22 protein-coding genes and 2 riboswitches are annotated in these 26,725 nt (G+C 63.5%); of the genes, 10 read left to right on the top strand and 12 right to left on the bottom strand.

Features of this window, described 5'->3' with window-relative positions; all coding sequences use genetic code 11:
* Positions 1–20 precede the first annotated feature (20 nt).
* The gene (locus tag IB243_RS02215) at positions 21–593 is read left to right on the top strand and encodes a peroxidase-related enzyme (RefSeq protein WP_192424676.1); all 573 of its coding nucleotides are present in this window, start codon (positions 21–23) and stop codon (positions 591–593) included.
* Positions 594–674: 81 nt separating this feature from the next.
* Here the strand turns inward: IB243_RS02215 and IB243_RS02210 are convergent, their stop codons facing one another.
* Positions 675–1,100: a thioesterase family protein gene (locus tag IB243_RS02210; RefSeq protein WP_192424674.1), complete on the bottom strand. Its 426-nt coding sequence runs from the start codon at positions 1,098–1,100 to the stop codon at positions 675–677.
* 139 nt (positions 1,101–1,239) lie between these two features.
* The gene (locus IB243_RS02205) at positions 1,240–2,022 is read right to left on the bottom strand and encodes an SDR family oxidoreductase (protein WP_192424673.1); all 783 of its coding nucleotides are present in this window, start codon (positions 2,020–2,022) and stop codon (positions 1,240–1,242) included.
* 141 nt (positions 2,023–2,163) lie between these two features.
* Here IB243_RS02205 and IB243_RS02200 point away from each other — a divergent pair, with 141 nt between their 5' ends.
* Complete coding sequence (locus IB243_RS02200; RefSeq protein ID WP_192424672.1) at positions 2,164–3,864, top strand: electron transfer flavoprotein-ubiquinone oxidoreductase; 1,701 nt, start codon at positions 2,164–2,166, stop codon at positions 3,862–3,864.
* A gap of 72 nt (positions 3,865–3,936) precedes the next feature.
* Here IB243_RS02200 and IB243_RS02195 read toward each other — a convergent pair whose 3' ends face one another.
* The 10 genes from IB243_RS02195 to IB243_RS02150 form a co-directional block, all read right to left on the bottom strand.
* Positions 3,937–5,631, bottom strand: coding sequence for a methyl-accepting chemotaxis protein (locus tag IB243_RS02195; RefSeq protein ID WP_192424671.1), 1,695 nt, complete (start codon positions 5,629–5,631; stop codon positions 3,937–3,939).
* 105 nt (positions 5,632–5,736) lie between these two features.
* On the bottom strand, positions 5,737–9,393 hold the full coding sequence (locus tag IB243_RS02190; RefSeq protein WP_192424670.1) for a hydantoinase B/oxoprolinase family protein: 3,657 nt from the start codon (positions 9,391–9,393) through the stop codon (positions 5,737–5,739).
* Positions 9,394–9,439: 46 nt separating this feature from the next.
* Complete coding sequence (locus IB243_RS02185; protein WP_192424669.1) at positions 9,440–10,009, bottom strand: hypothetical protein; 570 nt, start codon at positions 10,007–10,009, stop codon at positions 9,440–9,442.
* Between the two features lie 51 nt (positions 10,010–10,060).
* Positions 10,061–11,026: a TRAP transporter substrate-binding protein gene (locus IB243_RS02180; protein WP_192424668.1), complete on the bottom strand. Its 966-nt coding sequence runs from the start codon at positions 11,024–11,026 to the stop codon at positions 10,061–10,063.
* An 81-nt stretch (positions 11,027–11,107) separates the two neighbouring features.
* Positions 11,108–12,418 (bottom strand): TRAP transporter large permease, encoded by a 1,311-nt coding sequence (locus IB243_RS02175; RefSeq protein ID WP_192424667.1) that lies wholly within the window; start codon positions 12,416–12,418, stop codon positions 11,108–11,110.
* Positions 12,419–12,429: 11 nt separating this feature from the next.
* Entirely contained in the window at positions 12,430–12,978 is a 549-nt protein-coding gene (locus IB243_RS02170) for a TRAP transporter small permease (RefSeq protein ID WP_192425349.1), read from the bottom strand.
* A 61-nt stretch (positions 12,979–13,039) separates the two neighbouring features.
* On the bottom strand, positions 13,040–14,005 hold the full coding sequence (locus IB243_RS02165; RefSeq protein ID WP_192424666.1) for a TRAP transporter substrate-binding protein: 966 nt from the start codon (positions 14,003–14,005) through the stop codon (positions 13,040–13,042).
* 15 nt (positions 14,006–14,020) lie between these two features.
* Positions 14,021–14,860 carry a putative hydro-lyase gene (locus tag IB243_RS02160; RefSeq protein WP_081474685.1) on the bottom strand — a complete coding sequence of 280 codons (840 nt, stop codon included), beginning with the start codon at positions 14,858–14,860 and terminating at the stop codon, positions 14,021–14,023.
* A 319-nt stretch (positions 14,861–15,179) separates the two neighbouring features.
* Complete coding sequence (locus tag IB243_RS02155; RefSeq protein WP_057224070.1) at positions 15,180–16,091, bottom strand: LysR family transcriptional regulator; 912 nt, start codon at positions 16,089–16,091, stop codon at positions 15,180–15,182.
* A gap of 262 nt (positions 16,092–16,353) precedes the next feature.
* Entirely contained in the window at positions 16,354–16,812 is a 459-nt protein-coding gene (locus tag IB243_RS02150) for an Lrp/AsnC family transcriptional regulator (RefSeq protein WP_010458688.1), read from the bottom strand.
* Between the two features lie 424 nt (positions 16,813–17,236).
* On the opposite strand from IB243_RS02150, the gene IB243_RS02145 reads away from it, so the two are divergent.
* From IB243_RS02145 to IB243_RS02110, 8 genes are all read left to right on the top strand, one after another.
* Positions 17,237–18,211, top strand: coding sequence for a TRAP transporter substrate-binding protein (locus tag IB243_RS02145; protein ID WP_192424664.1), 975 nt, complete (start codon positions 17,237–17,239; stop codon positions 18,209–18,211).
* A gap of 85 nt (positions 18,212–18,296) precedes the next feature.
* Entirely contained in the window at positions 18,297–18,809 is a 513-nt protein-coding gene (locus IB243_RS02140; RefSeq protein WP_010458684.1) for a TRAP transporter small permease, read from the top strand.
* On the top strand, positions 18,806–20,101 hold the full coding sequence (locus IB243_RS02135; protein ID WP_192424662.1) for a TRAP transporter large permease: 1,296 nt from the start codon (positions 18,806–18,808) through the stop codon (positions 20,099–20,101). Before IB243_RS02140 ends, IB243_RS02135 begins: the two co-directional genes overlap by 4 nt.
* A gap of 28 nt (positions 20,102–20,129) precedes the next feature.
* A riboswitch (glycine riboswitch) is annotated at positions 20,130–20,230 on the top strand.
* 13 nt (positions 20,231–20,243) lie between these two features.
* A riboswitch (glycine riboswitch) is annotated at positions 20,244–20,370 on the top strand.
* Between the two features lie 48 nt (positions 20,371–20,418).
* Positions 20,419–21,558, top strand: a complete 1,140-nt coding sequence (gcvT, locus tag IB243_RS02130) for a glycine cleavage system aminomethyltransferase GcvT (protein ID WP_192424661.1) — start codon at positions 20,419–20,421, stop codon at positions 21,556–21,558.
* A gap of 87 nt (positions 21,559–21,645) precedes the next feature.
* Positions 21,646–22,020 carry a glycine cleavage system protein GcvH gene (gcvH, locus tag IB243_RS02125; protein WP_010458679.1) on the top strand — a complete coding sequence of 125 codons (375 nt, stop codon included), beginning with the start codon at positions 21,646–21,648 and terminating at the stop codon, positions 22,018–22,020.
* Between the two features lie 30 nt (positions 22,021–22,050).
* The gene (gene gcvP / locus IB243_RS02120; protein WP_192424659.1) at positions 22,051–24,939 is read left to right on the top strand and encodes an aminomethyl-transferring glycine dehydrogenase; all 2,889 of its coding nucleotides are present in this window, start codon (positions 22,051–22,053) and stop codon (positions 24,937–24,939) included.
* Positions 24,940–25,132: 193 nt separating this feature from the next.
* Positions 25,133–25,486 (top strand): FKBP-type peptidyl-prolyl cis-trans isomerase, encoded by a 354-nt coding sequence (locus tag IB243_RS02115; protein WP_085940313.1) that lies wholly within the window; start codon positions 25,133–25,135, stop codon positions 25,484–25,486.
* A 150-nt stretch (positions 25,487–25,636) separates the two neighbouring features.
* Positions 25,637–26,689 (top strand): MerR family transcriptional regulator, encoded by a 1,053-nt coding sequence (locus IB243_RS02110; protein ID WP_370540295.1) that lies wholly within the window; start codon positions 25,637–25,639, stop codon positions 26,687–26,689.
* Positions 26,690–26,725: the final 36 nt, after the last annotated feature.

The raw sequence follows: 26,725 nt of genomic DNA, 5'->3' as shown, positions 1-26,725 counted from the left end.
ACACAGCCAAGGAGACCTTCGTGAGCCGCTATCCCTTCCCTGACCTGAACACCCTGCCCGAAGACATCCGCGCACGCATCGTGGAAGTGCAGGAAAAGGCCGGCTTCATCCCCAACGTGTTCCTGGCGTTCGCGCGCCGCCCGGCCGAGTGGCGCGCCTTCTTTGCGTACCACGACGCGCTCATGCTCAAGGAAGAAGGCAGCCTGACCAAGGGCGAGCGCGAGATGATCGTCACCACCACCAGCGCCGCCAACCAGTGCCTGTACTGCGTGGTGGCCCACGGCGCCATCCTGCGCATCTACGAGAAAAAGCCGCTCATTGCCGACCAGGTGGCGGTCAACCACCGCAAGGCCGACATCAGCCCGCGCGAGCGCGCGATGCTCGACTTTGCGATGAAGGTGTGCCAGCGCTCGCACGAGATCGAGGACGCCGACTTCGAGGCCCTGCACCCGCACGGCTTCGACGACGAGGACATCTGGGACATCGCGGCCATCACCGCGTTCTTCGGACTGTCCAACCGCATGGCCAGCTTTGCCGGGATGCAGCCCAACCCCGAGTTCTATCTGATGGGTCGCGTGCCCAAACAGAAGTGAGTGCTGCGGGCCATTTACTATCGATTTAATAGCTTCCAGCGCTTATCCATTAAGCGCCAGAGGCCAATTCCATTCAAATTTTCAGTCCGCCGTGACCAGCACCCGCATCCAGTCCGGCAAGGGCGCTGCTTTCTGCTGCGGAAAGTCCACCCAGATGGTGGTGGCGCCACCCGCTGCGCAGATGACGCCCGGCTGGTCCACCCGCTCCATCGTGCCCCAGGTCTCGAACGTGGTGCGGCCCGGGTCGCTCACGTAGAGCTTGAGCAACACGTCGGCCGGGTATTCGAGCTGCTTGTAGAAATTGCAGAACGCATTGACGATGACCGGCCCCTGTCCGCGCGGGTCGGGGTTGCAGCCCACCGAGACCATCCAATCGATGCGCGCGGTTTCCAGGTAGCGGAAGTACACCGTGTTGTTGACATGGCCCATGGCGTCCATGTCGCCCCAGCGCACGGGGAACCGCATCTCAAAGACCAGCTTCTTGATTTCGGGAATTTCAAGCTTCATCGGTAGTCCAGGTTGTTGGCACGTCCACGCGCTCCGCAACTGGCACGCCCCAATGCCAGTGCCACCGTGGAACTGGCTCTGCCAGGCCACCGGTGGCGTCCCCTTCGGGGGATGGCGCGCAGCGCCTCAGGGGGGCATCCTATACAGCAAAGCCGTCGTCCGCCGCAATCACCGCACCATTGATGAAATGGCTCTGGTCGCTGGCCAGCATGACCAGCAAGGCATCCAGGTCTTGCGCGTTGCCCACGCGCTTGCGGGGCAGCATGTCGATGAGCTTCTTGCCCTGCTCGGTTTGCCAGTGGTGGTGGTTGATCTCGGTATCGATGTAGCCAGGGCATATCGCGTTCACGTTGATGCCAAACTTGCCCCACTCCATGGCCATGGCGCGGGTCATCTGCACCACGGCGGCCTTGCTCATGCAGTAGGCGCCGATCTGCGGCAGCACCTTGAGGCCTGCCATCGAGGCGATGTTGATGATGCGCCCCCCCGTGAAGCTGCCCGGCGCGGCACCGCGCGAGCGAGCCAGCATGCGCTTGCCGACCTCCTGAGCCACGAAGAAGGCGCCCTTCACGTTGGTGTCGAAGATGAAGTCGTAGTCCTCCGGCGTCACGTCCTGGATACGCTGCGTGGTGCTCACGCCCGAGTTGTTGACCAGGATGTCGATGGAGCCCATCTCGGTCTCGGCGTGTGCCACGGCGGACTTGATCGAGTCGTGGTCGGTCACGTCGAGTTCGATCACATGGGCGTCACCGCCCTCGCCTTCGATGCGTGCACGCAGCTCCTTGAGCTTTTCGACCCGGCGGCTGGCCAGCACCACGCCGGCGCCCGCGCGGGCCAGCGTACGGGCAAACTGTGCGCCCAGGCCGCTGGAGGCACCTGTGATGAAGGCCACGCGGCCGGACAAGTCGATGCTGTATGCCATTTAGAGTCTCCCTACTGGATCAAAATAGAACGGTCGTTCGATTGTCTGTATTCCGTGAATACAATCAGTCGCCAGCCAGACAGGGCATTGCACCCTGCTCTGTAGAAAATAGCCCATTATCAAACGCCCGACGAGAAGCCCATGACCAATGAAGAAATCCTCGCCCAATACGGCCCCCGCGAATCCATGGAATACGACGTCGTCGTCGTCGGCGGTGGCCCGGGCGGCTTGGCCACTGCGATCCGCCTGAAGCAATTGGCGGCTGAAAAAGGCCAGGATGTCTCGGTCGTGGTGCTGGAAAAAGGCTCCGAACCCGGCGCGCACATTCTCTCGGGCGCCATCATGGACCCCAAGGCGCTGACCGAACTGATCCCCGACTGGAAAAAGCGCGGCGCTCCGCTGAACCAGCCCGTGACCGACGACGCCTATATCTTCCTGGGCGAAAAATCGGGCTTTCGCGTGCCCAACATGTTCCTGCCGCCGTTTGCGCACAACCACGGCAACTACATCATCAGCCTGGGCAACCTGACCAGGTGGCTGGGTGAACAGGCCGAAGCCCTGGGCGTGGAAATCTTCCCCGGGTTCACCGCCGCAGAAGTGCTCTACAACGACAACGGCTCCGTCAAGGGCGTGGCCACCGGCAATCTGGGCATCGGCAAGGATGGCGAGCCCACCGAAAACTTCCAGCTGGGCATGGAGCTGCTGGGCAAGTACACCGTGTTTGCCGAAGGCGCACGCGGCCACCTGGGCAAGCAGCTGATCGCCAAGTTCCACCTCGACAAGGACCGCGACCCGCAGAGCTTCGGCATTGGCGTGAAGGAACTGTGGGAGATCGACCCCAAGAAGCACCAGCCCGGCTTTGTGATGCACACCGCCGGCTGGCCCATGGAGAACGACACCTACGGCGGCGCCTTCCTGTACCACCTGGAGGGCAACAAGGTGGCCCTGGGCTTCGTCACGGGCCTGGGCTACACCAACCCGTACCTCAGCCCGTTCGAGGAATTCCAGCGCTGGAAGACCCACCCGAACGTCCGCTACTACTTTGAGAACGAAAAAGGCGAGATCACGGCCAAGCGCCTGTCGTATGGCGCACGCGCCATCAACGCCAGCGGCATCAACGCCCTGCCCAAGACGGTCTTCCCGGGTGGCGCCCTGGTGGGCTGCAATGCGGGCTACCTGAACGTGGGCCGCATCAAGGGCAGCCACGCCGCCATCAAGACCGGCATGCTGGCCGCCGAGGCCGCTTACGACGCCATCGTGGCGGGCCGCCAGCACGACGAACTGACGGCCTACCCCAAGGCCTTCGAGGAAAGCTGGCTCTACACCGAGCTGAACAAAGACCGCAACTTCAAGAACTGGTTCAAGTACGGCCTGACCACGGCCACGCTGATGAACGGTTTCGAGCAGTTCGTGCTGCGCGGCCACATCCCCTGGACCCTGCACCGCGACAAGCCCGACCACGCGTATCTGAAGCCCGCGGCCGAGTGCAAGCCCATCGTCTACCCCAAGCCCGATGGCAAGCTCACGTTCGACCGCCTCTCCAGCGTGTTCATCAGCAACACCAACCACGAAGAGAACCAGCCGGCCCACCTCACGCTCAAGGACGCGAGCGTGCCGGTCAACATCAACCTGGCCAAGTACGCCGGCCCTGAGGCGCGCTACTGCCCCGCGGGCGTGTACGAGTTTGTGCCCGACGTGGCCAAGGGCGGCGATGCGCAACGCCTGCAGATCAACGCGCAAAACTGCGTGCACTGCAAGACTTGCGACATCAAGGACCCGACGCAGAACATCGTGTGGGTCACGCCCGAAGGTGGCGGTGGCCCGAACTACGCGGGCATGTAGTCACATCAAAATTCATAGCGCCTGGCGCTTTATGGGCCTGCGCTGCAGGCCTTTTTTATTGAATTTCTTGGATCAAACCGCTGCACGAACGAGCTGAAACTGCCCCATGGCACCGGCCAGGCGGTGTGCCTGGTCCTTGAGGCTCTGGGCCGCGGCAGCGCCCTCCTCTACCAGCGCGGCGTTCTGTTGCGTCATGTGGTCGAGTTGGTCCACGGCCTGGCTCACCTGGCCGATCTGCGTGCTCTGTTCGCTGCTGGCCTCGTTGATCTCGGACATCAGCGTGGTCACGCGCTCCACGCTCTGCACGATGTCGCCCATGGTGGAGCCTGCCGTCACCACCAGCCTCGCGCCGTCGCTCACCTTCTCGACGCTGGTGGAGATCAGCGCCTTGATCTCGCGCGCCGCGTTGGCGCTGCGCCCTGCCAGCCCCCGCACCTCGCTGGCCACCACCGCAAAACCGCGTCCCTGCTCGCCTGCGCGGGCAGCCTCGACGGCCGCATTGAGCGCCAGGATGTTGGTCTGGAACGCAATGCCATCGATGATGCCCACGATGTCGGCAATCTTCTTGCTGCTGGCGTTGATCTCTTCCATGGTCTTCACCACCTGGCTGACCACCTCGCCGCCCTTGCTGGCCACTTGTGTCGCATTCAGGGCCAGCGCATTGGCCTGGCGCGTGCTGTCCGCATTGGCCGCCACCATCTGTGCCAGCTGGGCAATGCTCGCCGCCGTCTGCTGCAGGTTGCTGGCGGCATGTTCGGTGCGTGCGCTCAGGTCGGTGTTGCCCGCCGCCACCTCGGAACTGGCCACGTGGATGGACTCCCCCGAGTCACGCACCTCGGTCACCACGTAGTGCAGGGACTCGACCATCTTGTCCAGCGCCGTGAGCAACTGGCCGATTTCATCGGTGCGCTGCGTCTGCATGCGCACGGTCAGGTCGCCATGTGCCACCAGGTCCGCAGCCTCGCAGGCCTGGCGCAGCGGCAGCACGATGGAGCGCCGCAATAGCCAGCCAAACAGCGCCGACAGCCCCACCACCACCAGCACCGCGATGGCACTGATCCACTGTGCGCGCGAGGCGTCGCTGATCATGGCGTCCGCCGCCTGGAGGGACGCCTGCTCGGACGCCCCGAGCAACTGATCAATGGCCCGCAGGTATTGCGTCAGTGCGGCGGCGTGGTCCTGCAGCTCCTTCTGGCTGATGATCTTGGCCTCCAGGGCGTTCTGCACCAGGGCGTCGCGCAGCGCCGCGTATTGCTGCCGCTGCGCCTGGGCCTCGGCCCACAGGGGTTTGGTGTGCTCGGCTGTGGATGCACCTGCCAAAGCCTCTTCGATGCGCTTGCGCATCGCGTCTTCGGTCGCCAGTTGCTTGCGGATCTCTGCCACCAGGGGAAATACGTCGGAGGACACCGTGGTGCGCAACGCAATCTGGCCAATGGTGACCGACTGCGTCTTCCAGTCGCGCACCGAGCGTTCAATGGGCAGTTGCTCGCTGGCAAGCAACGTGGCCTGGCGGCGGGTGCCCTCGCCGGTCATCCACGTCATCGCTCCCAGCAGTGCCACGGCGCAGCCCAGCAGGCCAAAGCTGGCCGCAAGCTTCTGCCCCACGCTCAGGTTGCGTCGGCCACCAGCGGGCGCAGCCTCTGCCGATGCAGGGCCGGAGCGGGAAGCGCCTGCAGGCGCATCCGACGCAGAGGCGCCGCTCGCCGTGGGGGCCGTACGCGGCTGCGCGTACCGTTCGGCATGGGAAGTGGCTGGCAGATAGTTCATGAATTTCTCCTGGTTGCATCCCACTGACCGCAAAGCAGCATGGGAAAGAACGCAAACGCCGTGCCACTGCGCAGGGCCGGAGGCAACGCGCCTCCGGCTTGCGCGTCAATGCACGGCGCACTCTTCACCGTAGCCGCCACCACCGGGAGTCGATATCTCGAACACATCGCCGGGCTCCATCAGTGCCGCACCGATATGGCCCAGTTCTTCCACCTGGCCGTTGGCACGCAGCACACGGTTGGCGCCGGGCCGGCCGGGTTGGCCGCCTGCCATGCCAAAGGCGGGGTTAAGCCGGCCGTTGGAAAGGATGCTGGCCGTCATGGCCTCCAGAAAGCGCACGCGCCGCACGCCGCCATCGCCACCCGCCCAGCGGCCTGCTCCGCCAGAACCGCGCTGGATCTCGTAGCTGTCGAGCACCACGGGGAAGCGGAACTCCAGCACCTCGGGGTCGGTCAGGCGCGAATTGGTCATGTGCGTCTGGACCACGCTGGTGCCGTCAAACCCGCGCACCGTGCGGCCTGAAGCATCGAACACCGCACCCGCACCGCTGCCGCCGGCAATGGTTTCGTAGTACTGGTACTGCGCATTGCCAAAGGTGAAGTTGTTCATGGTGGGCTGGCTGCCCGCCATCACGCCCAGGGCGCCGAACAGCGCATTGGTGATGCAGGTGGAGGTCTCGACGTTGCCCGCCACCACCGAGGCCGGCGGATTCGGGTTGAGCATGGAGCCCTGCGGGATGATCACCTGCAGCGGCTTCAGGCACCCGGCGTTCAGCGGAATGTCGTCGTCCACCAGCGTACGGAACACGTACAGCACCGCGGCCATGCACACCGCACGCGGCGCGTTGAAGTTGTTGGTCTGCTGCGCGCTGGTGCCCGCAAAGTCGATCACCGCGCTGCGCTCGGCCACGTTGACCTTCACGGACACGCTGATCTGCGCGCCGTTGTCCAGCGGCAGGGTGAACTGCCCGTCCTTGAGCTGCGTGATCACGCGGCGCACGGACTCTTCGGCGTTGTCCTGCACATGGCGCATGTAGGCCTGCACGACATCCAGGCTGAACTGGTCCACCATCTTCGAGAGTTCCTGCACGCCTTTTTCGTTGGCGGCGATTTGCGCACGCAGGTCGGCCAGGTTCTGCTGGGGGTTGCGGCTGGGATACGACGTGGTGCCGCCGCCCGTCGTCAGCAGGCTGCGCACTTCTTCTTCCAGAAAGATGCCCCGGTCCACCAGCTTCACGTTGTTGATCTGCACACCCTCTTCGTCGATGCGCGTGGAGAACGGTGGCATCGAGCCCGGCGTGGTGCCGCCGATGTCGGCATGGTGGCCCCGACTGCCCACATAGAACGTGGGCTCGGAGCCCTCGGCCACGTACACCGGGGTGATCACCGTCACATCGGGCAGATGGGTGCCACCGTGGTACGGGTCGTTGAGCATGTACACATCGCCCGGGTGCATCTTGCCCGCGTTCTCGCGGATCACGGTCTTGATGCTCTCGCCCATGGAGCCCAGGTGCACCGGCATGTGCGGCGCGTTGGCAATCAGGTTGCCGGTGGCATCGAACAGCGCGCAGCTGAAGTCCAGGCGCTCCTTGATGTTCACCGAGTACGCCGTGTTCTGCAGCTGCAGGCCCATCTGCTCGGCGATGTTCATGAACAGGTTGTTGAACACCTCCAGCAGCACCGGGTCCACCGTGGTGCCGGCCGCGTATTGCACCTTGCGGGCCGTGACGCGGTCCAGCACCAGGTGATCCAGGTCGGTCAGGCGGGCGGACCAGCCGGGCTCCACCACCGTGGTGGTGTTCTTCTCGGCAATGATGGCCGGACCGGGAATCACATCGCCGGGGTGCAGGTCTTCGCGCACCACCAGCGCGGCGTCGTGCCACTCGCTGCCCGAGTACATCTTTACCGTTTCGCGCAGCGGGTGCTTGCGGTGCGGGTGCACCGCCAGGCGCGGCTCTGCAGGAGCGTCGCCTGCAATCATGGCCTCCACCGAGACGGCCTCCACCACCAGCCCTTTGCCCGCCATCAGGAAGGCAAAGCGCTGGCGGTAGGCCGTCTCAAAGGCCGACTGGATACTGGCCATGTCGCCAAACGGCACCACCAGGGCTGAATCGGTGCCTTCGTAGCGCACATGCACGTTGTGGCGCACCTGCACCGGGTTGACGCTGACCTGCTGGCGCTCCAGCTCGGCCTGGGCTGCGGAGCCCAGGGTGTCCAGGCGTTCGGCAATCAGCGGCAGCGACGCGGTGGCCAGCGGCATCTCCACCGCTTGCTCGCGGATCACGGTCTGGTCGGCCAGGCCCATGCCGTAAGCGCTCAACACCCCGGCCAGCGGATGGACGAACACACGGGTCATGCCGAGGGCATCGGCCACCAGACAAGCGTGCTGGCCACCCGCACCACCAAAACACTGCAGGGTGTAGCGCGTCACGTCGTAGCCCCGCGCCACGCTGATTTTCTTGATGGCGTTGGCCATCTGCTGGACGGCAATCTGGATGAAACCCTCGGCCACTTCTTCGGGTTTGCGCTGGGTCTGGGCGGCGATGGCTTCAAACCGCGCGCGCACTGCGTCGGCATCCAGTGTTTCGTTGGCTGCAGGGCCAAACACGCTGGGGAAGTAACGTGGCTGCACCTTGCCCACCATCACATTGGCATCGGTCACAGCCAGTGGCCCGCCCCGGCGGTAGCTCACCGGACCCGGGTTGGCACCCGCACTTTCAGGGCCTACGCGAAAACGGGCACCGTCATAGGCCAGCACCGAGCCGCCGCCGGCGGCCACTGTGTGGATACTCATCATGGGCGCACGCATGCGCACACCCGCCACATGGGTCTCGAACTCGCGCTCGAACGCACCGGCGTAGTGGCTCACATCGGTGGACGTGCCGCCCATGTCAAAGCCAATGACTTTTTCGTGCCCCGCCAGCCCTGCAGTGCGCGCCATGCCCACAATGCCGCCCGCGGGGCCAGACAGAATCGCGTCCTTGCCCTGAAACGTTCCGGCATCGGTGAGCCCACCCGAAGATTGCATGAAGAACAGCTTCACACCCGGCATCTCGCTGGCCACCTGCTCCACATAGCGGCGCAAGATGGGCGACAGGTAGGCATCCACCACTGTCGTGTCGCCCCGGCTCACGAACTTCATCATGGGGCTGGTTTCGTGCGAGGTGCTGATCTGCGTGAAACCCACTTCCCGGGCAATGCGCTGGGCAGCCTGCTCGTGTTGGGTGTAGCGGTAGCCGTGCATGAAAACGACGGCCACGCTGCGCAGGCCACGCGCGTAAGCCGCCAGCAGGTCACCCCGCAGGCTGGGCTCATCCAGTGCCTGCAACACGTCGCCATGGGCGCCCACACGTTCGCGCGCCTCGATCACCTCGGTGTACAAAAGCTCGGGCAACTGGATATGGCGGTCGAACAGGCGTGGGCGGTTCTGGTAGGCAATGCGAAGCGCATCGCGAAAACCGCGCGTGGTCACCAGCAGTGTGGGCTCGCCCTTGCGCTCCAGCAGCGCATTCGTGGCCACGGTGGTGCCCATCTTCACGCATTCCACCAGCGCGGGTGTAACAGGCTCACCGGGTTTGAGACCCAGCAGGTGGCGGATGCCCGCCACGGCGGCATCCTTGTACTGCTCAGGGTTTTCCGACAGCAGCTTGTGGGTGGTCAGCGAGCCATCGGGCCGCTTGGCCACGATGTCGGTGAATGTGCCCCCACGGTCAATCCAGAACTGCCAGCGGGGGATGTGGGTGGAGGGTGCAAGTTGGGTCATGGTGTGATGGTTTGCAAAGGTGAAAAGAAAGTGTTCGGTGCGCCGCTCAGGCCGCCAGGGCCAGGGAGGAAGGGGCCAAAACCGGTGTTCGGGCCAACGCCTCCAGCACCGCATGCACCGAAGGGATGGAAGGTGCCGTCGCTATCGCCCGGTCTGCATCGCACCAGGGGCGGTCCAGCGCCGCGATCCAGGGCATCACGACATGGATGTCCGAGGGCGGCAGGGTTTGCATGCTGTCCAACACGATGTTCAGCTCCTGCGCCAGGCGCGTACCCGGCGCAAAGCGCCAGTGGTACTGGCCGCAACCCAGGCGCACGGCGCGGCTGTCTTTTTCTGTCATGGCCACGAGCCAGGGGCAGTGAAACTCCGAGCACGCGGGATCCGGAGGATCGGCGAGGCAGAAGCTGTAGACGTTTTCATAGGTGCGGCCAAAGTGGCGCACCAGGGTTTCGGCAATGGCGTCGCGGCCGTGGGCCACGGGCGGAAAACCCATGTCGCCCTGCCGCACATCCATGCGCAACAGTGCGCCGCCAGCGAAGGCCCGCTCCATCAGGTGGGGCCGGTTGCCATCCTTGGCCAGCAGATACATCTCAATGGTGTCTGAAGGGGTTTGCATGGTGATTCCTTGGTGATTGCCGTGTGCTTGCTGGATGATTCCTGCGACGACCTAGCGCTGCGTGTAGTACGGGATGAAGAGCTGGTTGGCCTCGCTCCCCACGGACCGCACCCATTCGCGGGAAAACCGCTCGCCCAGGCGTTTGAGCTCGGTGTCAAGCACGGCCGAAGGGGGTTCGACCTTGATGCCCTTGCGCTGCAGCTCGGTCACCGATTCCTCGGCCACCGCAGCGCTCATCGTCCACCCCCGTTTTTCGGCCTCGGCCGCAGCCTGACTGACGGCCTGGCGTACCGGGGCGGGCAGTGCATCAAACGCCTGCTGGTTCACAAAGACGATGTTCTTGGGGAACCAGGCGTTGATGCCGTAGTACTGCTTGATCTGGCCCCAGACCTGGTTTTCCACGCCAGTCAGGGCCGAGGTGATCATCGAGTCCAGCTTTCCGGCCGCCAAGGCCTGGTTGACCTCGACCATGGGCACATCCACCGGCGTGGCACCGAGCAACTCGGCAATGCGCACCGTGCCCGGGTTGTAGGTGCGCATGCGGGTGCCCTTGAAATCCACCGACGAACGCACCGAGGCCGTGGTGAACAGCCCCTGTGGGGGCCAGGGCACGGCATACAGTGCCTTGAGCCCCTTGCGCGCCATGTGCACTTCGATCAGCGGACGCTGCACATCCCACATGCGCCGCGCGTCGGCATAGCTGCGCACCACAAAAGGCACGGAATCGGCCCCTGCCAGGGGAATTTCGCGCACCAGGCTGGTCATGATGGTCTCCCCCGCCTGGGCCTTTCCGTCCTGCACCGCCTGCGGGATTTCCCCCAGCTTGAACAAGGCATTGTTGGCATGCACCTCGATGCGCAGTGCGCCTGCCGAAGCACGCTCCACATCCTGCGCAAACTGGACAACGTTGCGCGTATGAAACGACTCAGCACGGTAGCCCGTGGCCAGCTTCCACTGGGTCTGGGCGTGCACCACCGGGGCCACGGCAAGCGCGGCCAACAAGACCATGTTCTTCATGGCAAGCTCCTGAAGGGGGGGAAGTGGACGCCAGCGCAGACCGGGTGCGCTGGAGGGCACAGTGAAAAGCCGGGTGGCTGGCTACTTCGACTGCCCCATGACAAGGTCAGGGACGATGGTGACGATCTGCGGGAAGGCCGTGATCAGGCCGATGCAGACCACCAGGCACAGGAAGAACGGTATGGCCGCCTTGGCAATGAGGTTGCTGTCCTTGCCCGTCATGTTCTGCAGCACGAAGAGGTTGAAGCCCACAGGTGGCGTGACCTCGGCGATCTCCACCAGCAGGATCACGAAGATGCCAAACCAGATGAGATCAAAGCCCGCCTTTTCGATCATGGGCATGACCACGGCAGCGGTCAGCACGATCATGCTGATGCCATCCAGCGCGGTGCCCAGGACCAGGTACACCCCCACCAGGCAGGCAATCAGCGCATAGGGCGACAGGTGCATGGAGTCCACCCATTCGGCCAGCTCGCGTGGGATGCCGGTAAAAGCCATGGTCTTGGTCAAGAAGGCAGCACCCGCCAGGATGAACATGATCATGCAGCTGGTGCGGGCCGAGCCCGCCAGGCCTTCCTTGAAGTTCTGCCAGGTCAGGGCCTTGCACCATGCGGCCAGGGCCAGTGCCCCCACCACGCCATACGCAGCACATTCCGTGGCCGTCGCCCAGCCGGCCACCAAGGACCAGCAGATGAACACGATCAGCAGCGCGCAGGGAATCAGGTTGCGCGACAGGTGCAGCTTTTCGCGGAACGTGGTGGGTGGTTCGTCCACAGGCATGCGTTCCTTGTTGCGCACCGACCACCAGGCGATGTAGCCGGAGAACAGCAGCATCAGCAGCAGCCCTGGCAGAAAGCCAGCCAGGAAGATGCGAATGATGGAGGCATCGGCCGCCACCGCATACACCACCATGGTGATGGACGGGGGAATCAGAATGCCCAGAGTACCGGCGGTGGCCAGCGAACCGATGGCGATGCCCTCGTCGTAGCCGCGTTTCTTGAGCGCAGGCAGCGAGACCTTGGCAATGGTGGCGCAAGTGGCTGCCGACGAGCCCGAGACCGAGCCGAAAATGCCGCAGCCCAGGATGGTGGTATGGAACAGCCGCCCGGGCACCTTGCCCAGCCAGGGGGCCAGCCCAGTGAACATGTCTTCACTCAAGCGGGTGCGAAACAGGATTTCACCCATCCAGATGAACAGGGGCAGCGCGGCCAGTTCCCAGCTGGCATTGCTCTCCCAAAACGCGGAGAAGAGGTTCAGCCCGGGCTGGCTGTTGGTGAAGTAGGCCTGGCCGACCCATCCGCAGATGGCCAGCGTCATGGCGATCCAGACACCGCCGGACAGCATGAGGAGCATGAGCAGCAGCAGGAAAGCGCCGATGGAAAGAATGTCCATGGTGATGCTCCTTAAAGGTCCGAAGAAAAGTCACCCTTGGCGTGGCGCTCTTCCACCAGCCGCACAAAGGTAGGAATGCCGCCCCGCACCACGATCCACCATTCATCGATGACAGCCACGAAGAACAGCAGGGAGCCCAAGGCAAAGCTCAGTTGCGGGATCCAGATGGGGATCGCCCACAGCCCCTGGGCCAGTTCATGGAACTGCCAACTCTCATAGGTGAAGATGCAGGCCCACCAGGTCAGGTAGCCGATGGCTAGCGCCGCGATGCTCAAGCAGGCCACTTCGTATTTGCGGCGCATGCCGGGCGAGAGCTTTTCCAGCACCAGCGTCACGCGCACGAAATCGCCGTGCTTGAAGGCATGCGCCATGGTGAGAAAAGCCGCCGCCGCGCACAGCCAGGCCACCACGTCGTTGATGGCGCCAGTGGGAAACCCGAACTGGCGCCCCAGGGACTGCACCACCATCAGCACGCAGATGACCGCAATGCAGGCGGCACCCACGGCACCGGCGGCAAGGTAGGCACCGTCCAGCATGCGCCGCAGCAGGTGCGGCGGCATCTTCACCGTGGCCGCATCGCCCACGGCCAAAGGGGTTTGAGACAGGATAGACACGTCCATCTCACTTCTTGTTGTAGGCGTCGATGACAGCCCTGCCCTCATCGCCAGCGGTCTTGATCCAGTCCGCGGTCATGCGCTCACCGACGGCCTTGAGCTCTGCCTTCAGGCTCGTGGCGCTCACATCCACCTGCATGCCCTTGGCTGCCAGTTCCTTCAGATATTCCTGGTCTTTCTTCTCGCTCATGGCCCAACCCCGTTGTTCGGCCACGGCAGCCTGGGCCAGCAGGGATTCCTGGGTGGGCTTGTCCAGCGCGTCGAACGCCTTCTGGTTCACCACCACGGCATTGCGGGGCAGCCAGGCCGCCACACCGTAGAAGTACTTCACGGTCTCGTACAGCTTGCTGTCCACACCACTGGCGCTGGAGGTGAGGAAGTTGTCCACCGTGCCCGTGGCCAATGCTGCGGACAGCTCCGCCAGCTGGATGGTGACGGGCTGCGCACCCACCGCCGTGGCGATGTACGAGGTGGCTGGGTTGTAGGCACGCATCTTCGTGCCCTTGAGATCCTTCAACGCCGTGACGGGCTTGACCGAGTACAGACTCTGTGCAGGCCATGGCACGGTGTACAAAAGCTTCATGCCCTGTGCACCCAGCGTCTTGACCAGCAGCGGGCGCGAGGCCTGGTCCAGGCGCTTGGAGTCCGCATAGCTCGTCGCCAGGAACGGAATGGAGTCCACGCCGTAGACGGGCGCCTCGTTGGCAGCGCCCGACAAAATGAACTCACCCAAAGCCACCTGGCCGGACTGCACCGTGCGCTTGATCTCGTTGGCCTTGAACAGCGAGGCATTGGGATGCACCGCGATCTTGAGCTTGCCCCCCGTCGCCTTGTCCACGTCCTGCACGAACTGCTGCAGGTTCTGCACCTGGAAGGTGTTCACGGCATAGCCGGACGGCAGATCCCACTTGACCTGGGCCTGCGAGAGTCCCGCCAAGGCAACGGCGCAGAGACCAAAAGTAATTTTTTTCATGGGGTAGCTCCTTGTTTAAAAACTGGCAAGTTGGTGGTTGAGAAGGTCTGTGACCAGCATGCAACCCGGCGCATGCGTGATGCAGAACGCGGGCTGGGCGTTCAAGATGGCCGATTGCGGTGTCACGCCGCAGGCCCAGAAAACAGGGATCTCACCGGGCATCAGCGCTACAGCGTCCCCGTAGTCGGGATGGGCCAGATCGGCGATGCCGATCAGGGCGGGGTCACCGATATGCACAGGGGCTCCATGCACATTGGGAAAACGCGAGGTGACTTGCACGGCACGGATCACCTCCGCGGCGGGCATGGGACGCATGGTGACCACCATGGCACCGCCGAAGGGGCCGGCGGGCTCGGTCTGCAGGTTGGTGCGGAACATGGCCACGTTCTTGCCTTCATCAATGTGGCGCAGGCGGATGCCTGCTTCGATCAACGCCGATTCGAACGAGAACGAGCAGCCGAGAATGAAGGTGACCAGGTCCGGCCGCCAGAGGCTGGCAATGTCCGCCACCTCCTCCGACATTTCACCGTGGCGCCAAACACGGTACAGCGGCACATCGCTGCGGATGTCGATGCCTTTGCCCAGCGAAGGCAGGGCGAACTGGCCAGGCTCGCTGACCGCCAGCACGGGGCATGGCTTGGGGTTGCGTTGGCAGAACCGCAGGAAGTCACTGGCAAGCACCTCGGGCAGGATGACCACGTTGCCTTGAACATGGCCGTCTGCGAGACCGCTGGTGTGCGATGTCCACAGTCCTTTTCGGATGGTGTCGCGGACATGGTTCGGGTTGCTGGTGCCCTCAGGGCCAAACACCGCGAGCGAATTTTCTTGAGCTAAGTCCACCGTATTTCCTTGCATTGAGAAAAGTCAATTGCATGACGTTGGACGGATTGTGTTGGGGTGTAACTGCGCTGGCAAATTCAAAAAATTTCTCTCAGCTCATCGATTTTTTCGATGCACTTCATTGGGGCGAGGCAAACCAACTTGGTGCTTAGGGTTAACCCTTGTGATTGCTGCAAGGGTTAACCCGGGCCCTTGAAAGGAGCATCTGAACCAGCGCAGTCGCACGGAACCCCGCACGCATTTCAATGCGAAGTCCTCAATGCGGAAGCGGAAATGCAGACAGCGCAACGGAAGTGCGCGCAGCAGAAAAAAGGAGCGTGCGTGGTCCTCGCGCTCAGGCGCGGGCCTTGCGCGTCTTGGGCTGCGGTGGTTGTGCCTCGATGAAGCTGAGCGCGGATCGCACGATCGCCTCCATTGCCGGGGATGAGGGGTCCTCGCGGTAGCTCACATGAATGGGCAGTGGCCGCAGGACGATGTCGCAGGCCAACGCGCGCAGATCCGGGAACGCCAGCATCCGCTCCACCGCCAGGCGCGGCAGGGTGGCCACACCAAATCCACCCTGTACCAGCTGCACCATGGCGGAGATCGAGGAAATGGTGTGCACGCAGCGCGGCTCCACCTGCGCCTGGCGCAGCGTGTCCAGCAGGTACACATGGGGCTGGGAGCCGCGCTGAAAGGTCAGGATGTCGGTGCCGGCAAAGTCTTCAGGCGCATAGCGGCGCTTGCGGTGGATCTTGCTGTTGCCGACGAACACCATTTCCATGGGCGTCAGCGCCTGGCTGCGGATACCGTCCGCCGATGCGGGCAGGGCCGCAAACACGGCATCCAGCGTGCCCCGTCGGATCTGGTCGAGCAGCACGGGCGTGGACTCGACCGTGAGCTCCAGCTCCAGCAGCGGGTTGTCCTTGCGCAGTTGTTCCACCCAGGGGATGAGCCACGAGTGGAGCACCGACTCAATCGCGCCCAGGCGGATCGACACTTCCAGCGGGCCGCCCGAGCCCATCTCGGTCTTGAGCTGGCGCTGCAGTTCCAGCATGCGTTTCGCATACGTGAGAAACCGGGTGCCCGCCACGGTGAGCTTGAAATGTTTGTCGCGCCGGTCCAGCAGCAGCACACCGAGTTCTTCCTCCAGCGCCGCCACGCGGCTGGACATGGCCGACTGGGTCAGAAAGAGTTTTTCCGCCGCGCGCGTCACGCTCTTGAGGGAGGCAACCCAATAAAAGGCTTCGACAAAACGCAGGTTCATGGTGGTGGTTCTCCGGCCGTGCTGGCACGCTTCAAGCCCTCTGGCTGCGCACCGTGGTGGTGCAACCCACCGAAACCAGCGCAAAAGGCGGGGCCATTCTGCCGTTGATCTGCATGCCCTACAGCCTCTGAACCGCAGAGACAGAACGCGGCGGGTGTTCCTTGATGCCTGAGCGTTGGAATTGGCACCTGATGCAGTTACTATTAAACTGATAGCTATTAGCGCTTTACAGACAAGCGCCAACGGCCATTTTTAATCAAATTCATCCCACAAAAAGGGGGAGGTCCGCCTTCTTGAGCGTGCGCAGTACAAAACTGGAGCGGCTGTGCCGGATGCCCTTGATCTTGTAGAGCTTCTCACGCAGCAGGCGCTCGTAGTCGCGCGTGTCCTTCACGACGATGCGCAGCAGGTAGTCGTAGTCGCCCGACACCAGGTGCGCCTCGATCACCTCGGGGATGCTGGCCAGCGTTTCGCCGAACTTTTCGAGCGTGTTGTCGGAGTGGCTGTCGAGCGTGACCTGCACCAACACCGTGTCGGCCAGGTCCAGCGACTGCGGGTTGATGCGCACGGTGTAACCCTGGATCACACCCGCCTCTTCCATCTTCTTGATGCGGCCCCAACAAGGTGACGCGCTCAAGCCCACGGCCTGCCCGATCTCTTGCAGGCTGGCGCGGGCGTTGCCCTGCAGCACAGCGAGAATTTTTCTATCCAGTCGATCCATCAGGTGGATTATTCACTGATTCCTACAAATTCAGAAAATTATTCTTACATTTGACTGTTTCAAAGAGAATTCAGCAAATTCATCTCATCCCTGCAGCGCATACTTCTTCCATCAAGGCGCTCTTACCGGAGTGCACAAACTGACAAGGCCCCGGCTGGTTACCGCCAGCACGGGGCCCTTGGCATTCAGGGGGCGAAAGCCAGGCTCACTGGCGGCACGCCTTTGCCCCCCACTACCAGCCCTTCCAAAAATACGGTCGGCCTCACCACGGAACACATCTCCACGCAGTTAATAAGCACGCTTACCAGCACAAACCCGGATGCCTGTGCCATGTTGCAGCGCCATAATTTTGCGAGCACGCGGCCACTAGGTGCTGCGGCGTCCGCTGCATCCGGCGCGGACACCCACAATCACAGGAGACACCATGCAACTGCACCCCCTCGTCGCCACTCTGGGACTGGCCCTTGGCTTCTGCGCCTCCGCGACCGCACAGACCACCACGTTGAAGATTGGCTACGCCACGACACCGGAATCCCACTACGGCGTGGGCGCCAAGGTGTTCTGTGATGAAGTCGAAAAGGGCACGCAGGGGCGCTACAAGTGCCAGCATTTCCCCAATTCGGCCCTGGGCGGAGAACGCGAGCAGATCGAAGCCATCCAGCTGGGCACACAAGACCTGGTGAACACCTCCACCGGCCCGGTCGGCAACTTCGTTCCTGAAGTCAAGATCGTCGACATTCCCTTCCTCTTTCGCGACTACGACCACGCTCGCAAAGTGATGGACGGCCCGATCGGCCAGGACATCCTGACCAAGTTCCCCAGCAAGGGCATCATTGCGCTGGCCTGGACGGAAAACGGCTTTCGCCACATGACGAACAGCAAGCGCGATATCGTCAAGCCAGCGGATGCGGCCGGCCTGAAGATGCGCACGATGGAAAACAAGGTGCACATGGATGGCTACCGCACCTTCGGCATCCTGCCCACGCCCATGGCATTCCCTGAGCTGTTCGGCGCCCTGCAGCAAGGCACTGTGGACGGCCAGGAAAACCCGATTCCCGTGATCCTCTCCTCCAAGTTCTCACAGGTGCAGAAACACCTGTCGCTCACCGGCCACGTGTATTCGCCCGCGCTGCTGCTGCTTTCGCCCAAGGTCTGGAACAAGCTCAGCGATGCTGACAAGAAGGTCTTCACCGATGCGGCCAAGACGGCTGGTGCCGCCCAGCGCAAGAAGGTGAACGATGACGAGAACAACGGCATCGCCATGCTTGAATCTCAAGGCATGAAGGTCACCAAGGTGGTCGATGGCAATGCGTTCCGTGAAGCGCTCAAGCCTGCCTATGTGGGTTACGCCAAAGAGTTTGGCGCGGACAACATCAAGAAGATCCAGGACGTGCGCTGATACGCCCCACGGTCCAGTCCCTCGCCCGCGCGCCCGGCAGCCCCTGCAGCGCCGGGCGTTTTTTCGTTGATTCAGCCCCCTGCCCATGAAAACCCTGGAACGCCTTCTCATTGCCACCAACCGGTGGGCACTGATCCTGCTCCTGGCCGCGATGTCGATCATCATCTTCACCAATGTGGTCATGCGCTACACCACACACAACTCGCTGGAATGGGCCGAGGAAGTGTCCCGGCACATGATGATCTGGCTCACCTTTTTGGGTGCGGGCCCGGTGCTGCGCTACGGCGGACACATCGCCGTCGAGAACCTTCAGGATGCCCTGCCCCGCGCGGGCGCCATTGCCGTTCGTGCCTTTGTGGCGGCGCTGCTGTTCGCATTTTTCGGTTTCATGGTCTGGTATGGCTGGCTTTACATGCAGCGCACCATGTTCCAGATGACCGCCGTCACGCAGATCCCGTTTGCCTATATCTACAGCGCCATGTTGATCGGCGGGGTGCTGCTGATTGCGCATTTCCTGTTTGTGGTGCGCGGATACGTGCTGCGGCGCGAGTTCGCTTCTGATGCGCACTTCGACGCGAATGCGAGCGCATCCCTATGAGCGCGTCGATCATTCTCATCGTCTCGGCCTGCCTGTTCCTTGCGATCGGTGTGCCCGTGGCGTTTGCGCTGGGCCTGGCCACAGCGGCCACGCTGATCCTGGCCGAGAGCTACCCGCTCATGGTGCTGCTCAAGGAGACCTTCACCGGCATTGACAGCTTTCCGCTGATGGCCGTCCCGTTCTTCATCCTCGCGGCCGAGCTGATGAGCGGCGGATCGCTGACCGAAGTGCTGCTCAAGTTTGCAGGCCAGTTTGTGGGGCATAAGCGGGGAGGCCTGGGCTACACCAACGTGGTGTCGCTCACTTTTTTCTCGGGCATCTCAGGCTCTGCGCTGGCCGATGCTGCCGGGCCAGGCTCCATGCTGATCCGCATGATGGACAAGGCAGGCTACGACCGCTCGTATGCAGCGGCCCTCACGGCGGCCACGGCCATCGTGGGGCCGATCATCCCGCCGTCGATCATCATGATCATCTATGCGCTGCAGGACGATTCGGTATCGGTGGGTGCGCTGTTCGTGGCGGGCCTGCTGCCGGGTCTGCTCATCGCGGTGGCAATGTGCGTGGTGAACTTCCATGTATCGAAGAAGCGCAACTACAAGGGCGACGGCAGGATGCCCCCGCTGGCCGATATCCTGCAGACCACCTGGAAGGCGCTGCCGGCCATCCTGCTGCCGGTGGTGATCCTGGGCGGCATGCGCGCAGGCTGGTTCACGCCCACCGAGGCGTCGGTGGTGGCGGTGTTCTATGCGCTGTTGTGTGGCAAGTTCGTGTACCGCACGCTGCAGTGGAAGGCGCTGCCCGACATCCTGGCGCGTTCGGCGCTGCTCTCGGCCTCGGTGCTGATCATCATCGGCCTGTCCGCATCTTTCGCCTGGGTGCTGACGATTGAAGGCGTTCCCCAGCAGATGGCCGAATGGCTGATCTCCATGCAGCTGTCGCCCTGGATGTTTCTCATCATCGTGAACATCTTCCTGCTGCTGTTCGGCATCTTTATCGAGCCGCTGCCTGGCGTGATGGTGCTCGCGCCCATCCTCGCACCGGTGGCCTTCAAGCTGGGCATCGACCCGGTGCACTTCGCAATGGTCGTGATCTACAACCTCACGCTGGGCATGATCACCCCGCCGGTGGGCGGCTTGCTGTTCGTCACTTGCAACGTGTCGCGCGTGCCCATGACACAACTGGTGCGCGAGCTGGCGCCGTTTCTGTGGGCCCATGGCGTGGTACTGGTGCTGCTGACCTTCGTGCCCCAGCTGTCCACCTGGCTGCCACACGTGCTCGGTTTCATCAAATAGAGGGTGCCGACGGTACCTGCGGATATACTTGCGCCCGTCAGGAGAGAGCCCTTTGCAACGTTTGCCAAAAGGGCCGCCGAAGGCGCAGGCAGCAGCCGAACGCTCAGGCAAAAGGACTGGCAACCGCCCGCAGTGATGCGGGCGTTCCCTTGCTGGAGAGAGATGGTCCACCGCATCGCGTGATGAGGCCATCCACCGAAGGAGCAAACCGCATGGCCAGCCAGGGCGCTGCGGTGAATCTCTCAGGTAAAGCGGACAGCAGGGCAAATCCCGTGGCCACCTTTGTGGTCGCGGCCCCTATTTGCCCGGAGTCCGCCATGTCATCCCCTGCCACATCCTCGCCCCTGCTCACCACGCCCCTGAACGCCCTGCACATCGAGCTGGGCGCCCGCATGGTGCCGTTTGCCGGCTATTCCATGCCCGTGCAATACCCTGCGGGCCTGATGGCTGAGCACCAGCACACGCGCAGCGCGGCAGGATTGTTCGATGTCTCGCACATGGGCCAGCTCAAGCTCGTCGGCCCTGACGCCGCAGCGGCGTTTGAAACCCTGATGCCAGTGGATGTGATCGACCTGCCCGTGGGCAAGCAGCGCTACGGGCTGCTGCTGACCGACGAAGGCACCATCATTGATGACCTGATGTTCTTCAACAAGGGCAACGACGAGATCTTCGTCATCGTGAACGGCGCCTGCAAGGTGGGCGACATCGCCCACATCCAGGCACGCATTGGCCAACGCTGCAACGTGGTTCCGATGCCCGACCATGCCCTGCTCGCGCTGCAGGGTCCGCAGGCCGTCACGGCCCTGGCGCGCATGGCGCCCGGCGTGGAAAAGCTGGTGTTCATGACGGGCGGCGATTTCGCCATTGCGGGCTGCACGTGTTTCGTGACCCGCAGCGGCTACACGGGCGAAGACGGCTTCGAGATCTCGGTGCCCGCCGCACAGGCCGACACCCTGGCCCGCGCCCTCCTTGCACAGCCTGAAATCAAACCCATCGGCCTGGGTGCGCGCAACTCGCTGCGGCTCGAAGCGGGCCTGTGCCTGTACGGCAACGATATCGACACCACCACCACGCCGCCCGAAGCGGCACTCAACTGGGCCATCCAGAAGGTGCGCCGCACGGGAGGCACACGCGCAGGCGGATTCCCCGGTGCCGACAAGGTGCTCGCGCAGATCGACAACCCCGCCAACCTGCAGCGCAAACGTGTGGGCCTGGTGGCGCTGGAGCGTGTACCTGTGCGCGAACACACCGAATTGCAAAGCACCGATGGCCGGAAGATCGGCGAAGTGACCAGCGGCCTGCTGGGCCCTACGGTGAACGAGCCCGTGGCCATGGGCTATGTCGCACCCGCCTTCGCCGCCGTGGGCACGCGTGTGAACGCCATCGTGCGTGGCAAGGCTGTGCCGATGGAAGTGCGTGCAATGCCCTTTGTGCCTGCCAACTATTTCCGTGGCTGATTTCGCCGGGCGCAGCGCACAGACCGCGCCTGCGCCCGCTACATTGCAGATTCCTTTCATTTTTCTAGTTGCTTGAGGAGCCTTCCCATGACCGTCAAATTCTCCAAAGACCACGAATGGATCAACGCCGCTGACGCCAATGCAGCTGTGGTCGGCATCACCGTCCACGCGCAAGACGCGCTGGGCGATGTGGTGTTTGTGGACCTGCCCGAAGTGGGCAAGACCTTTGCCCAGGGCGATGTCGCCGGTGTGGTGGAGTCCGTGAAAGCCGCCGCCGACGTGTACATGCCCGTCTCTGGCGAAATCACCGAAGTGAACGAAGCCCTGCGTGCCGACCCTTCGCTGGCCAACTCCGACCCGCTCAATGCCGGCTGGTTCTTCAAGGTCAAGCTCAGCGATGCCAGCCAGCTCGATGCGCTGCTGGATGAAGCCACCTACGCCGACTTCGCCAAGAACGCCTGACCCTGATTCCCTCTTCGAGACTGCCCCACCATGTTGATGCAATCCGCCTTGCCGCTTGGCGAGCTTGAAAACGCCACCGAATTCCTGCCCCGCCACATCGGCATCGACGCGGCCGACGAAGCACACATGCTGTCGGTGATTGGCGAGGCCTCGCGCCGCGCACTCATCGAAAGCATCGTGCCGCGCTCCATCGCACGCAGCACCGCGATGGACCTGCCCCTGCCGATCACGGAAGCGGCGGCGCTGGCCGAGCTCAAGGCGATTGCATCGAAGAACCAGGTCTTGAAGAGCTTCATCGGCCAGGGCTACTACGGCACGCACACTCCGGGCGTCATCCTGCGCAACATCCTGGAGAACCCCGCCTGGTACACGGCCTACACGCCCTACCAGGCCGAGATCTCGCAAGGCCGCATGGAGGCGCTGGTCAATTTCCAGACCATGGTGTGCGACCTGACCGGCATGCCGATTGCCAATGCATCGATGCTGGACGAGGCCACCGCCGCCGCCGAGGCCATGACACTGGCCAAGCGCTCGGTCAAGAGCAAAAGCAATGTGTTTGTGGTGGCCGGCGACGCCCACCCGCAAACCATCGAAGTGATCCAGACCCGCGCCAAGCCCCTGGGCATCGACGTGGTGCTGGCCAATTCCGCCGCTGAATGGGATGCCGCGCTGAATGGCGAGTATTTCGCCGTGCTGGCCCAGTACCCCGCCACCAGCGGCCGCATTGACGACCTGCGCGCCGATGTGAAGAAGGCCCACGCCAAACAGGCCGCCTTCATCGCAGCGGCCGACCTGCTGGCCCTCACGCTGATCACCGCACCCGGCGAGTGGGGCGCCGACATTGTGGTGGGCACCACCCAGCGATTTGGCATGCCCATGGGCGCCGGTGGTCCGCACGCCGCCTACATGGCCTGCCGCGACGAGTTCAAGCGCAGCCTGCCCGGCCGCCTGGTGGGCGTGAGCGTGGATGTGCATGGCAAGCCCGCCTACCGCCTGGCCCTGCAGACGCGCGAACAGCACATCCGCCGCGAAAAGGCCACGTCTAACATCTGCACTGCGCAGGTGCTGCCCGCCGTGATTGCCAGCATGTACGCCGTCTACCACGGACCCCAAGGCCTCAAGCGCATTGCACAGCGTGTGGCCAGCTACACCGCCATCCTGGCCAAGGGGCTCACCCAGCTGGGCGCGCCGGTGCGCCCCCAGGCTTGCTTCGACACGTTGTCGCTCAAAACCGATGGCGCTACCAAATCCATAGCTGCTCGCGCAGTACAGATGGGCGCCAACCTGCGAATTTACTTCGAAAACCACCTGTGCATCTCGTTGGACGAGACCACCACGCGCGCCGACATCGAGTTGCTGTGGAAGGTTTTCGCCAAAGATGGCCAGGCGCTGCCCACATTTGACGCATTCGAAAAAGGCGTGGAGCCATTGATTCCCGCCGAGCTGCGCCGCACCAGCAGCTACCTTACGCACCCGGTGTTCAACACCCACCATTCCGAGACCGGCATGCTGCGCTACATCCGCCAGCTGTCCGACAAGGACCTGGCGCTGGACCGCAGCATGATTCCGCTGGGCAGCTGCACCATGAAGCTCAACGCCACGAGCGAGATGATCCCCATCACCTGGCCCGAATTTGCCAACGTGCACCCGTTTGCTCCCGCCGACCAGCTACAGGGCTACCAGGAACTGGACGAACAGCTGCGCGCCTGGCTGTGCCAGGCCACGGGCTACGCCGGCATCAGCCTGCAACCCAACGCTGGCAGCCAGGGTGAATACGCAGGCCTGCTGGCCATCAAGGCCTACCACGAGGCCCAGGGCCACGGCCACCGCAACATCTGCCTGATCCCCAGCAGCGCACACGGTACCAACCCGGCCAGCGCGCAAATGGTGGGCATGCAGGTGGTGGTGACCGCCTGCGACGCCAACGGCAATGTGGACATGGCCGACCTGCAAGCCAAATGCGAACAGCACAGCGCCAATCTGGCCGCCGTGATGATCACCTACCCCAGCACACACGGCGTGTTCGAAACCCAGGTCAAGGAGCTGTGCTCCCTGGTGCACCAGCACGGTGGCCGGGTGTACGTGGACGGTGCCAACATGAACGCCCTGGTGGGCGTGGCAGCCCCCGGGGAATTCGGCGGCGACGTGAGCCACCTGAACCTGCACAAGACCTTCTGCATCCCCCACGGCGGTGGCGGTCCCGGCGTGGGCCCCGTGTGCGTGGTGGCCGATCTGGTGCCCTATCTGCCGGGCCATGCCACGGCAGGTGTGCCCGGTGGCGTGGGCGCCGTCTCGGCCGCGCCCCTGGGCAATGCCGCCGTGCTGCCTATCAGCTGGATGTACTGCCGCATGATGGGTGCCGAGGGCCTGCAGGCCGCGACCGAGACCGCCATCCTGAGCGCCAACTACATCAGCGCGCGCCTCAAGGACCACTACCCCACGCTGTACGCGAGCGCCAACGGCCATGTGGCGCACGAGTGCATCCTGGACTTGCGCGGCCTCAAAGACACCAGCGGTGTGATGGCCGAGGATGTCGCAAAGCGTCTGATCGACTACGGCTTTCATGCGCCCACGCTGAGCTTCCCCGTGCCCAACACGCTGATGGTGGAACCCACCGAAAGCGAGACGCTGTTCGAGATCGACCGCTTCATCGACGCGATGATCGCCATCCGCGAGGAGATCCGCCAGATCGAAGCGGGCGCCTGGCCGCAGGACAACAACCCGCTCAAGAATGCGCCGCATACAGCCGAGAGCCTGCTGGGCAACGAATGGGCCCGCCCCTACGCCCGCGAAGCCGCAGCCTACCCCGTGGCAGCCCTGCGCAGCAACAAGTACTGGTCGCCCGTGGGCCGCGTGGACAACGTATGGGGTGACCGCAATTTGAGCTGCAACTGCATCCCGGTGAGCGACTACGCCTGACCCGCAACGGCTCGGCCTGCAAAGCCTGCATGGAGCCCCGGCTGCATGCAGGCTTTTTCACGGCAAGCCTGTTACCGGCGTGGCCTGGAACCGGACTAAGATCGCGCCTGTTTAAATTCCATCCTCCAAGGAGAACCCTTTGCGCAACATCCTGTGCGTGCTGCTTGCCAGCCTTGTGATCGCCCCCGTCGCCATGGCACAACAAGCCAAGCCCGTGACCACGGCCAGCGGCCTGGTCTATGAATCGATCAAGGAAGGCACGGGCGATTCGCCCAAGGCCACCGACACCGTCAAGGTGCACTACAAAGGCATGTTTCTGGACGGCAAGGAATTCGACAGTTCCTACAAGCGCGGTGAACCCACCGCATTCCCGCTCAACGGCGTGATCCCCTGCTGGACCGAAGGCGTGCAGCGCATGAAACCGGGCGGTAAGGCCAAGCTGACCTGCCCACCCTCCATCGCTTACGGCGCCCGGGGTGCGGGCGGCGTGATTCCACCCAATGCCACGCTGAACTTCGAGATCGAGCTGATTTCAGTCGGTCGCTGAAATGAACTCTCCCCCTGAGTCGCCTGCGGCGCCTTCCCCCCAGGGGGGACGCAGCCCTCACTGCGGGGCGGCCCTTGCCCGGCTGCCCTGGCCTGGGGAGCGCCAGTTGCATCGTTCAGTGGGAGCGCAAGATGCGTCGTGGAGTCGCTCGTGCTGCTGAAGGTCGGTGATCTTGCGCGGCGTACCGGCCTCACGGTGCGCACGCTGCACCACTATGACGAGATCGGTCTGCTCAAGCCTTCGGGCCGGTCCGAGGCGGGCTATCGCCTGTACAGCCAGACCGACGTGCAGCGGCTGCACGGCATCCAGACCATGCGCCAGATGGGCCTTGCGCTCAGCGACATCGGGGAGCTGCTGGCGGGTGAAGGCATGGCACCCGAGCGCATCATCGGACAGCAGATTCGTTCGCTCGATCAGCAAATAACGCAGGCCACGGAACTGCGCGGACGCCTGACCATGCTGCGCGATGGACTGATGGCTGGCGCCGAGCCCGACATGGGCAACTGGCTCGAAGCCCTGGCGCTGATGACGACCTACGGCAAGTATTTCAGTTCGGCCGAACTCAAGCACATCTTTCAGAACTGGCACCTGATCGAGGCCGACTGGCTGGTCGTCAAGGACCTGGTGCGCAGTGCCATGGACCGCCAATTGGCACCCGACACGCCCGAGGTGCAGGCGCTGGCCTACCGCTGGATGGCGCTCATGCTGCACTGGATGAATGGCGACCTCGACCTGCTCGAGCGCTGGGGCCACATGTTCCGCACGGAGCCCACCACGCACGGGCGCAACCATGCGCCGCCGGGCGACATGATCGAGTTCATTGAAACGGCCATCAAGCTGCGTATGGCCCTGCTGGAGAAATACCTGACCCGCGACGACCTGCGTGCGCTGGGCCATGTGCCCTACACCCAATGGGCGGCGCTGGAAGAGGACGTCCAGCAGCTTCTGGGCCGGGCCGTGCCACCCCACCACCCCGACGCGCGGGCCGCTGCACTGCGTTGGAACGCGCTGTTCGACCAGTTGACCCGCGGCAACCCCCCTCTGCGCCAAAAGCTGGTCGTGGCCTCGGCCAACGAACCTCTGCTGCAGGCAGGGTCCCCCCTGAGCGCGCCCGTGCGCGCCTATCTGCACGCGGCGCTCGCCCATGCTGCGCCAGTGACAAAACCGACATCCGCCAAAACAACGTTGTCGCCCACACATTGATGAAAAAGTGCTGAAAAGCGCTTGACCCTAACGCAA

Source organism: Acidovorax sp. ACV01, from assembly GCF_014851495.1.
Classification (GTDB): Bacteria; Pseudomonadota; Gammaproteobacteria; order Burkholderiales; family Burkholderiaceae_C; genus Acidovorax; species Acidovorax radicis.
This window is presented reverse-complemented; position numbering and strand designations above follow the sequence as displayed.

Excerpts from the sequence above, each read along its gene's own strand:
- IB243_RS02210 (WP_192424674.1), bottom strand. The coding sequence starts at position 1,100 with ATGAAGCTTGAAATTCCCGAAATCAAGAAGCTGGTCTTTGAGATGCGG.
- IB243_RS02205 (WP_192424673.1), bottom strand. The coding sequence starts at position 2,022 with ATGGCATACAGCATCGACTTGTCCGGCCGCGTGGCCTTCATCACAGGT.
- IB243_RS02200 (WP_192424672.1), top strand. The coding sequence starts at position 2,164 with ATGACCAATGAAGAAATCCTCGCCCAATACGGCCCCCGCGAATCCATG.
- IB243_RS02195 (WP_192424671.1), bottom strand. The coding sequence starts at position 5,631 with ATGAACTATCTGCCAGCCACTTCCCATGCCGAACGGTACGCGCAGCCG.
- IB243_RS02190 (WP_192424670.1), bottom strand. The coding sequence starts at position 9,393 with ATGACCCAACTTGCACCCTCCACCCACATCCCCCGCTGGCAGTTCTGG.
- IB243_RS02185 (WP_192424669.1), bottom strand. The coding sequence starts at position 10,009 with ATGCAAACCCCTTCAGACACCATTGAGATGTATCTGCTGGCCAAGGAT.
- IB243_RS02180 (WP_192424668.1), bottom strand. The coding sequence starts at position 11,026 with ATGAAGAACATGGTCTTGTTGGCCGCGCTTGCCGTGGCCCCGGTGGTG.
- IB243_RS02175 (WP_192424667.1), bottom strand. The coding sequence starts at position 12,418 with ATGGACATTCTTTCCATCGGCGCTTTCCTGCTGCTGCTCATGCTCCTC.
- IB243_RS02170 (WP_192425349.1), bottom strand. The coding sequence starts at position 12,978 with ATGCCGCCGCACCTGCTGCGGCGCATGCTGGACGGTGCCTACCTTGCC.
- IB243_RS02165 (WP_192424666.1), bottom strand. The coding sequence starts at position 14,005 with ATGAAAAAAATTACTTTTGGTCTCTGCGCCGTTGCCTTGGCGGGACTC.
- IB243_RS02160 (WP_081474685.1), bottom strand. The coding sequence starts at position 14,860 with ATGCAAGGAAATACGGTGGACTTAGCTCAAGAAAATTCGCTCGCGGTG.
- IB243_RS02155 (WP_057224070.1), bottom strand. The coding sequence starts at position 16,091 with ATGAACCTGCGTTTTGTCGAAGCCTTTTATTGGGTTGCCTCCCTCAAG.
- IB243_RS02150 (WP_010458688.1), bottom strand. The coding sequence starts at position 16,812 with ATGGATCGACTGGATAGAAAAATTCTCGCTGTGCTGCAGGGCAACGCC.
- IB243_RS02145 (WP_192424664.1), top strand. The coding sequence starts at position 17,237 with ATGCAACTGCACCCCCTCGTCGCCACTCTGGGACTGGCCCTTGGCTTC.
- IB243_RS02140 (WP_010458684.1), top strand. The coding sequence starts at position 18,297 with ATGAAAACCCTGGAACGCCTTCTCATTGCCACCAACCGGTGGGCACTG.
- IB243_RS02135 (WP_192424662.1), top strand. The coding sequence starts at position 18,806 with ATGAGCGCGTCGATCATTCTCATCGTCTCGGCCTGCCTGTTCCTTGCG.
- gcvT (WP_192424661.1), top strand. The coding sequence starts at position 20,419 with ATGTCATCCCCTGCCACATCCTCGCCCCTGCTCACCACGCCCCTGAAC.
- gcvH (WP_010458679.1), top strand. The coding sequence starts at position 21,646 with ATGACCGTCAAATTCTCCAAAGACCACGAATGGATCAACGCCGCTGAC.
- gcvP (WP_192424659.1), top strand. The coding sequence starts at position 22,051 with ATGTTGATGCAATCCGCCTTGCCGCTTGGCGAGCTTGAAAACGCCACC.
- IB243_RS02115 (WP_085940313.1), top strand. The coding sequence starts at position 25,133 with ATGGCACAACAAGCCAAGCCCGTGACCACGGCCAGCGGCCTGGTCTAT.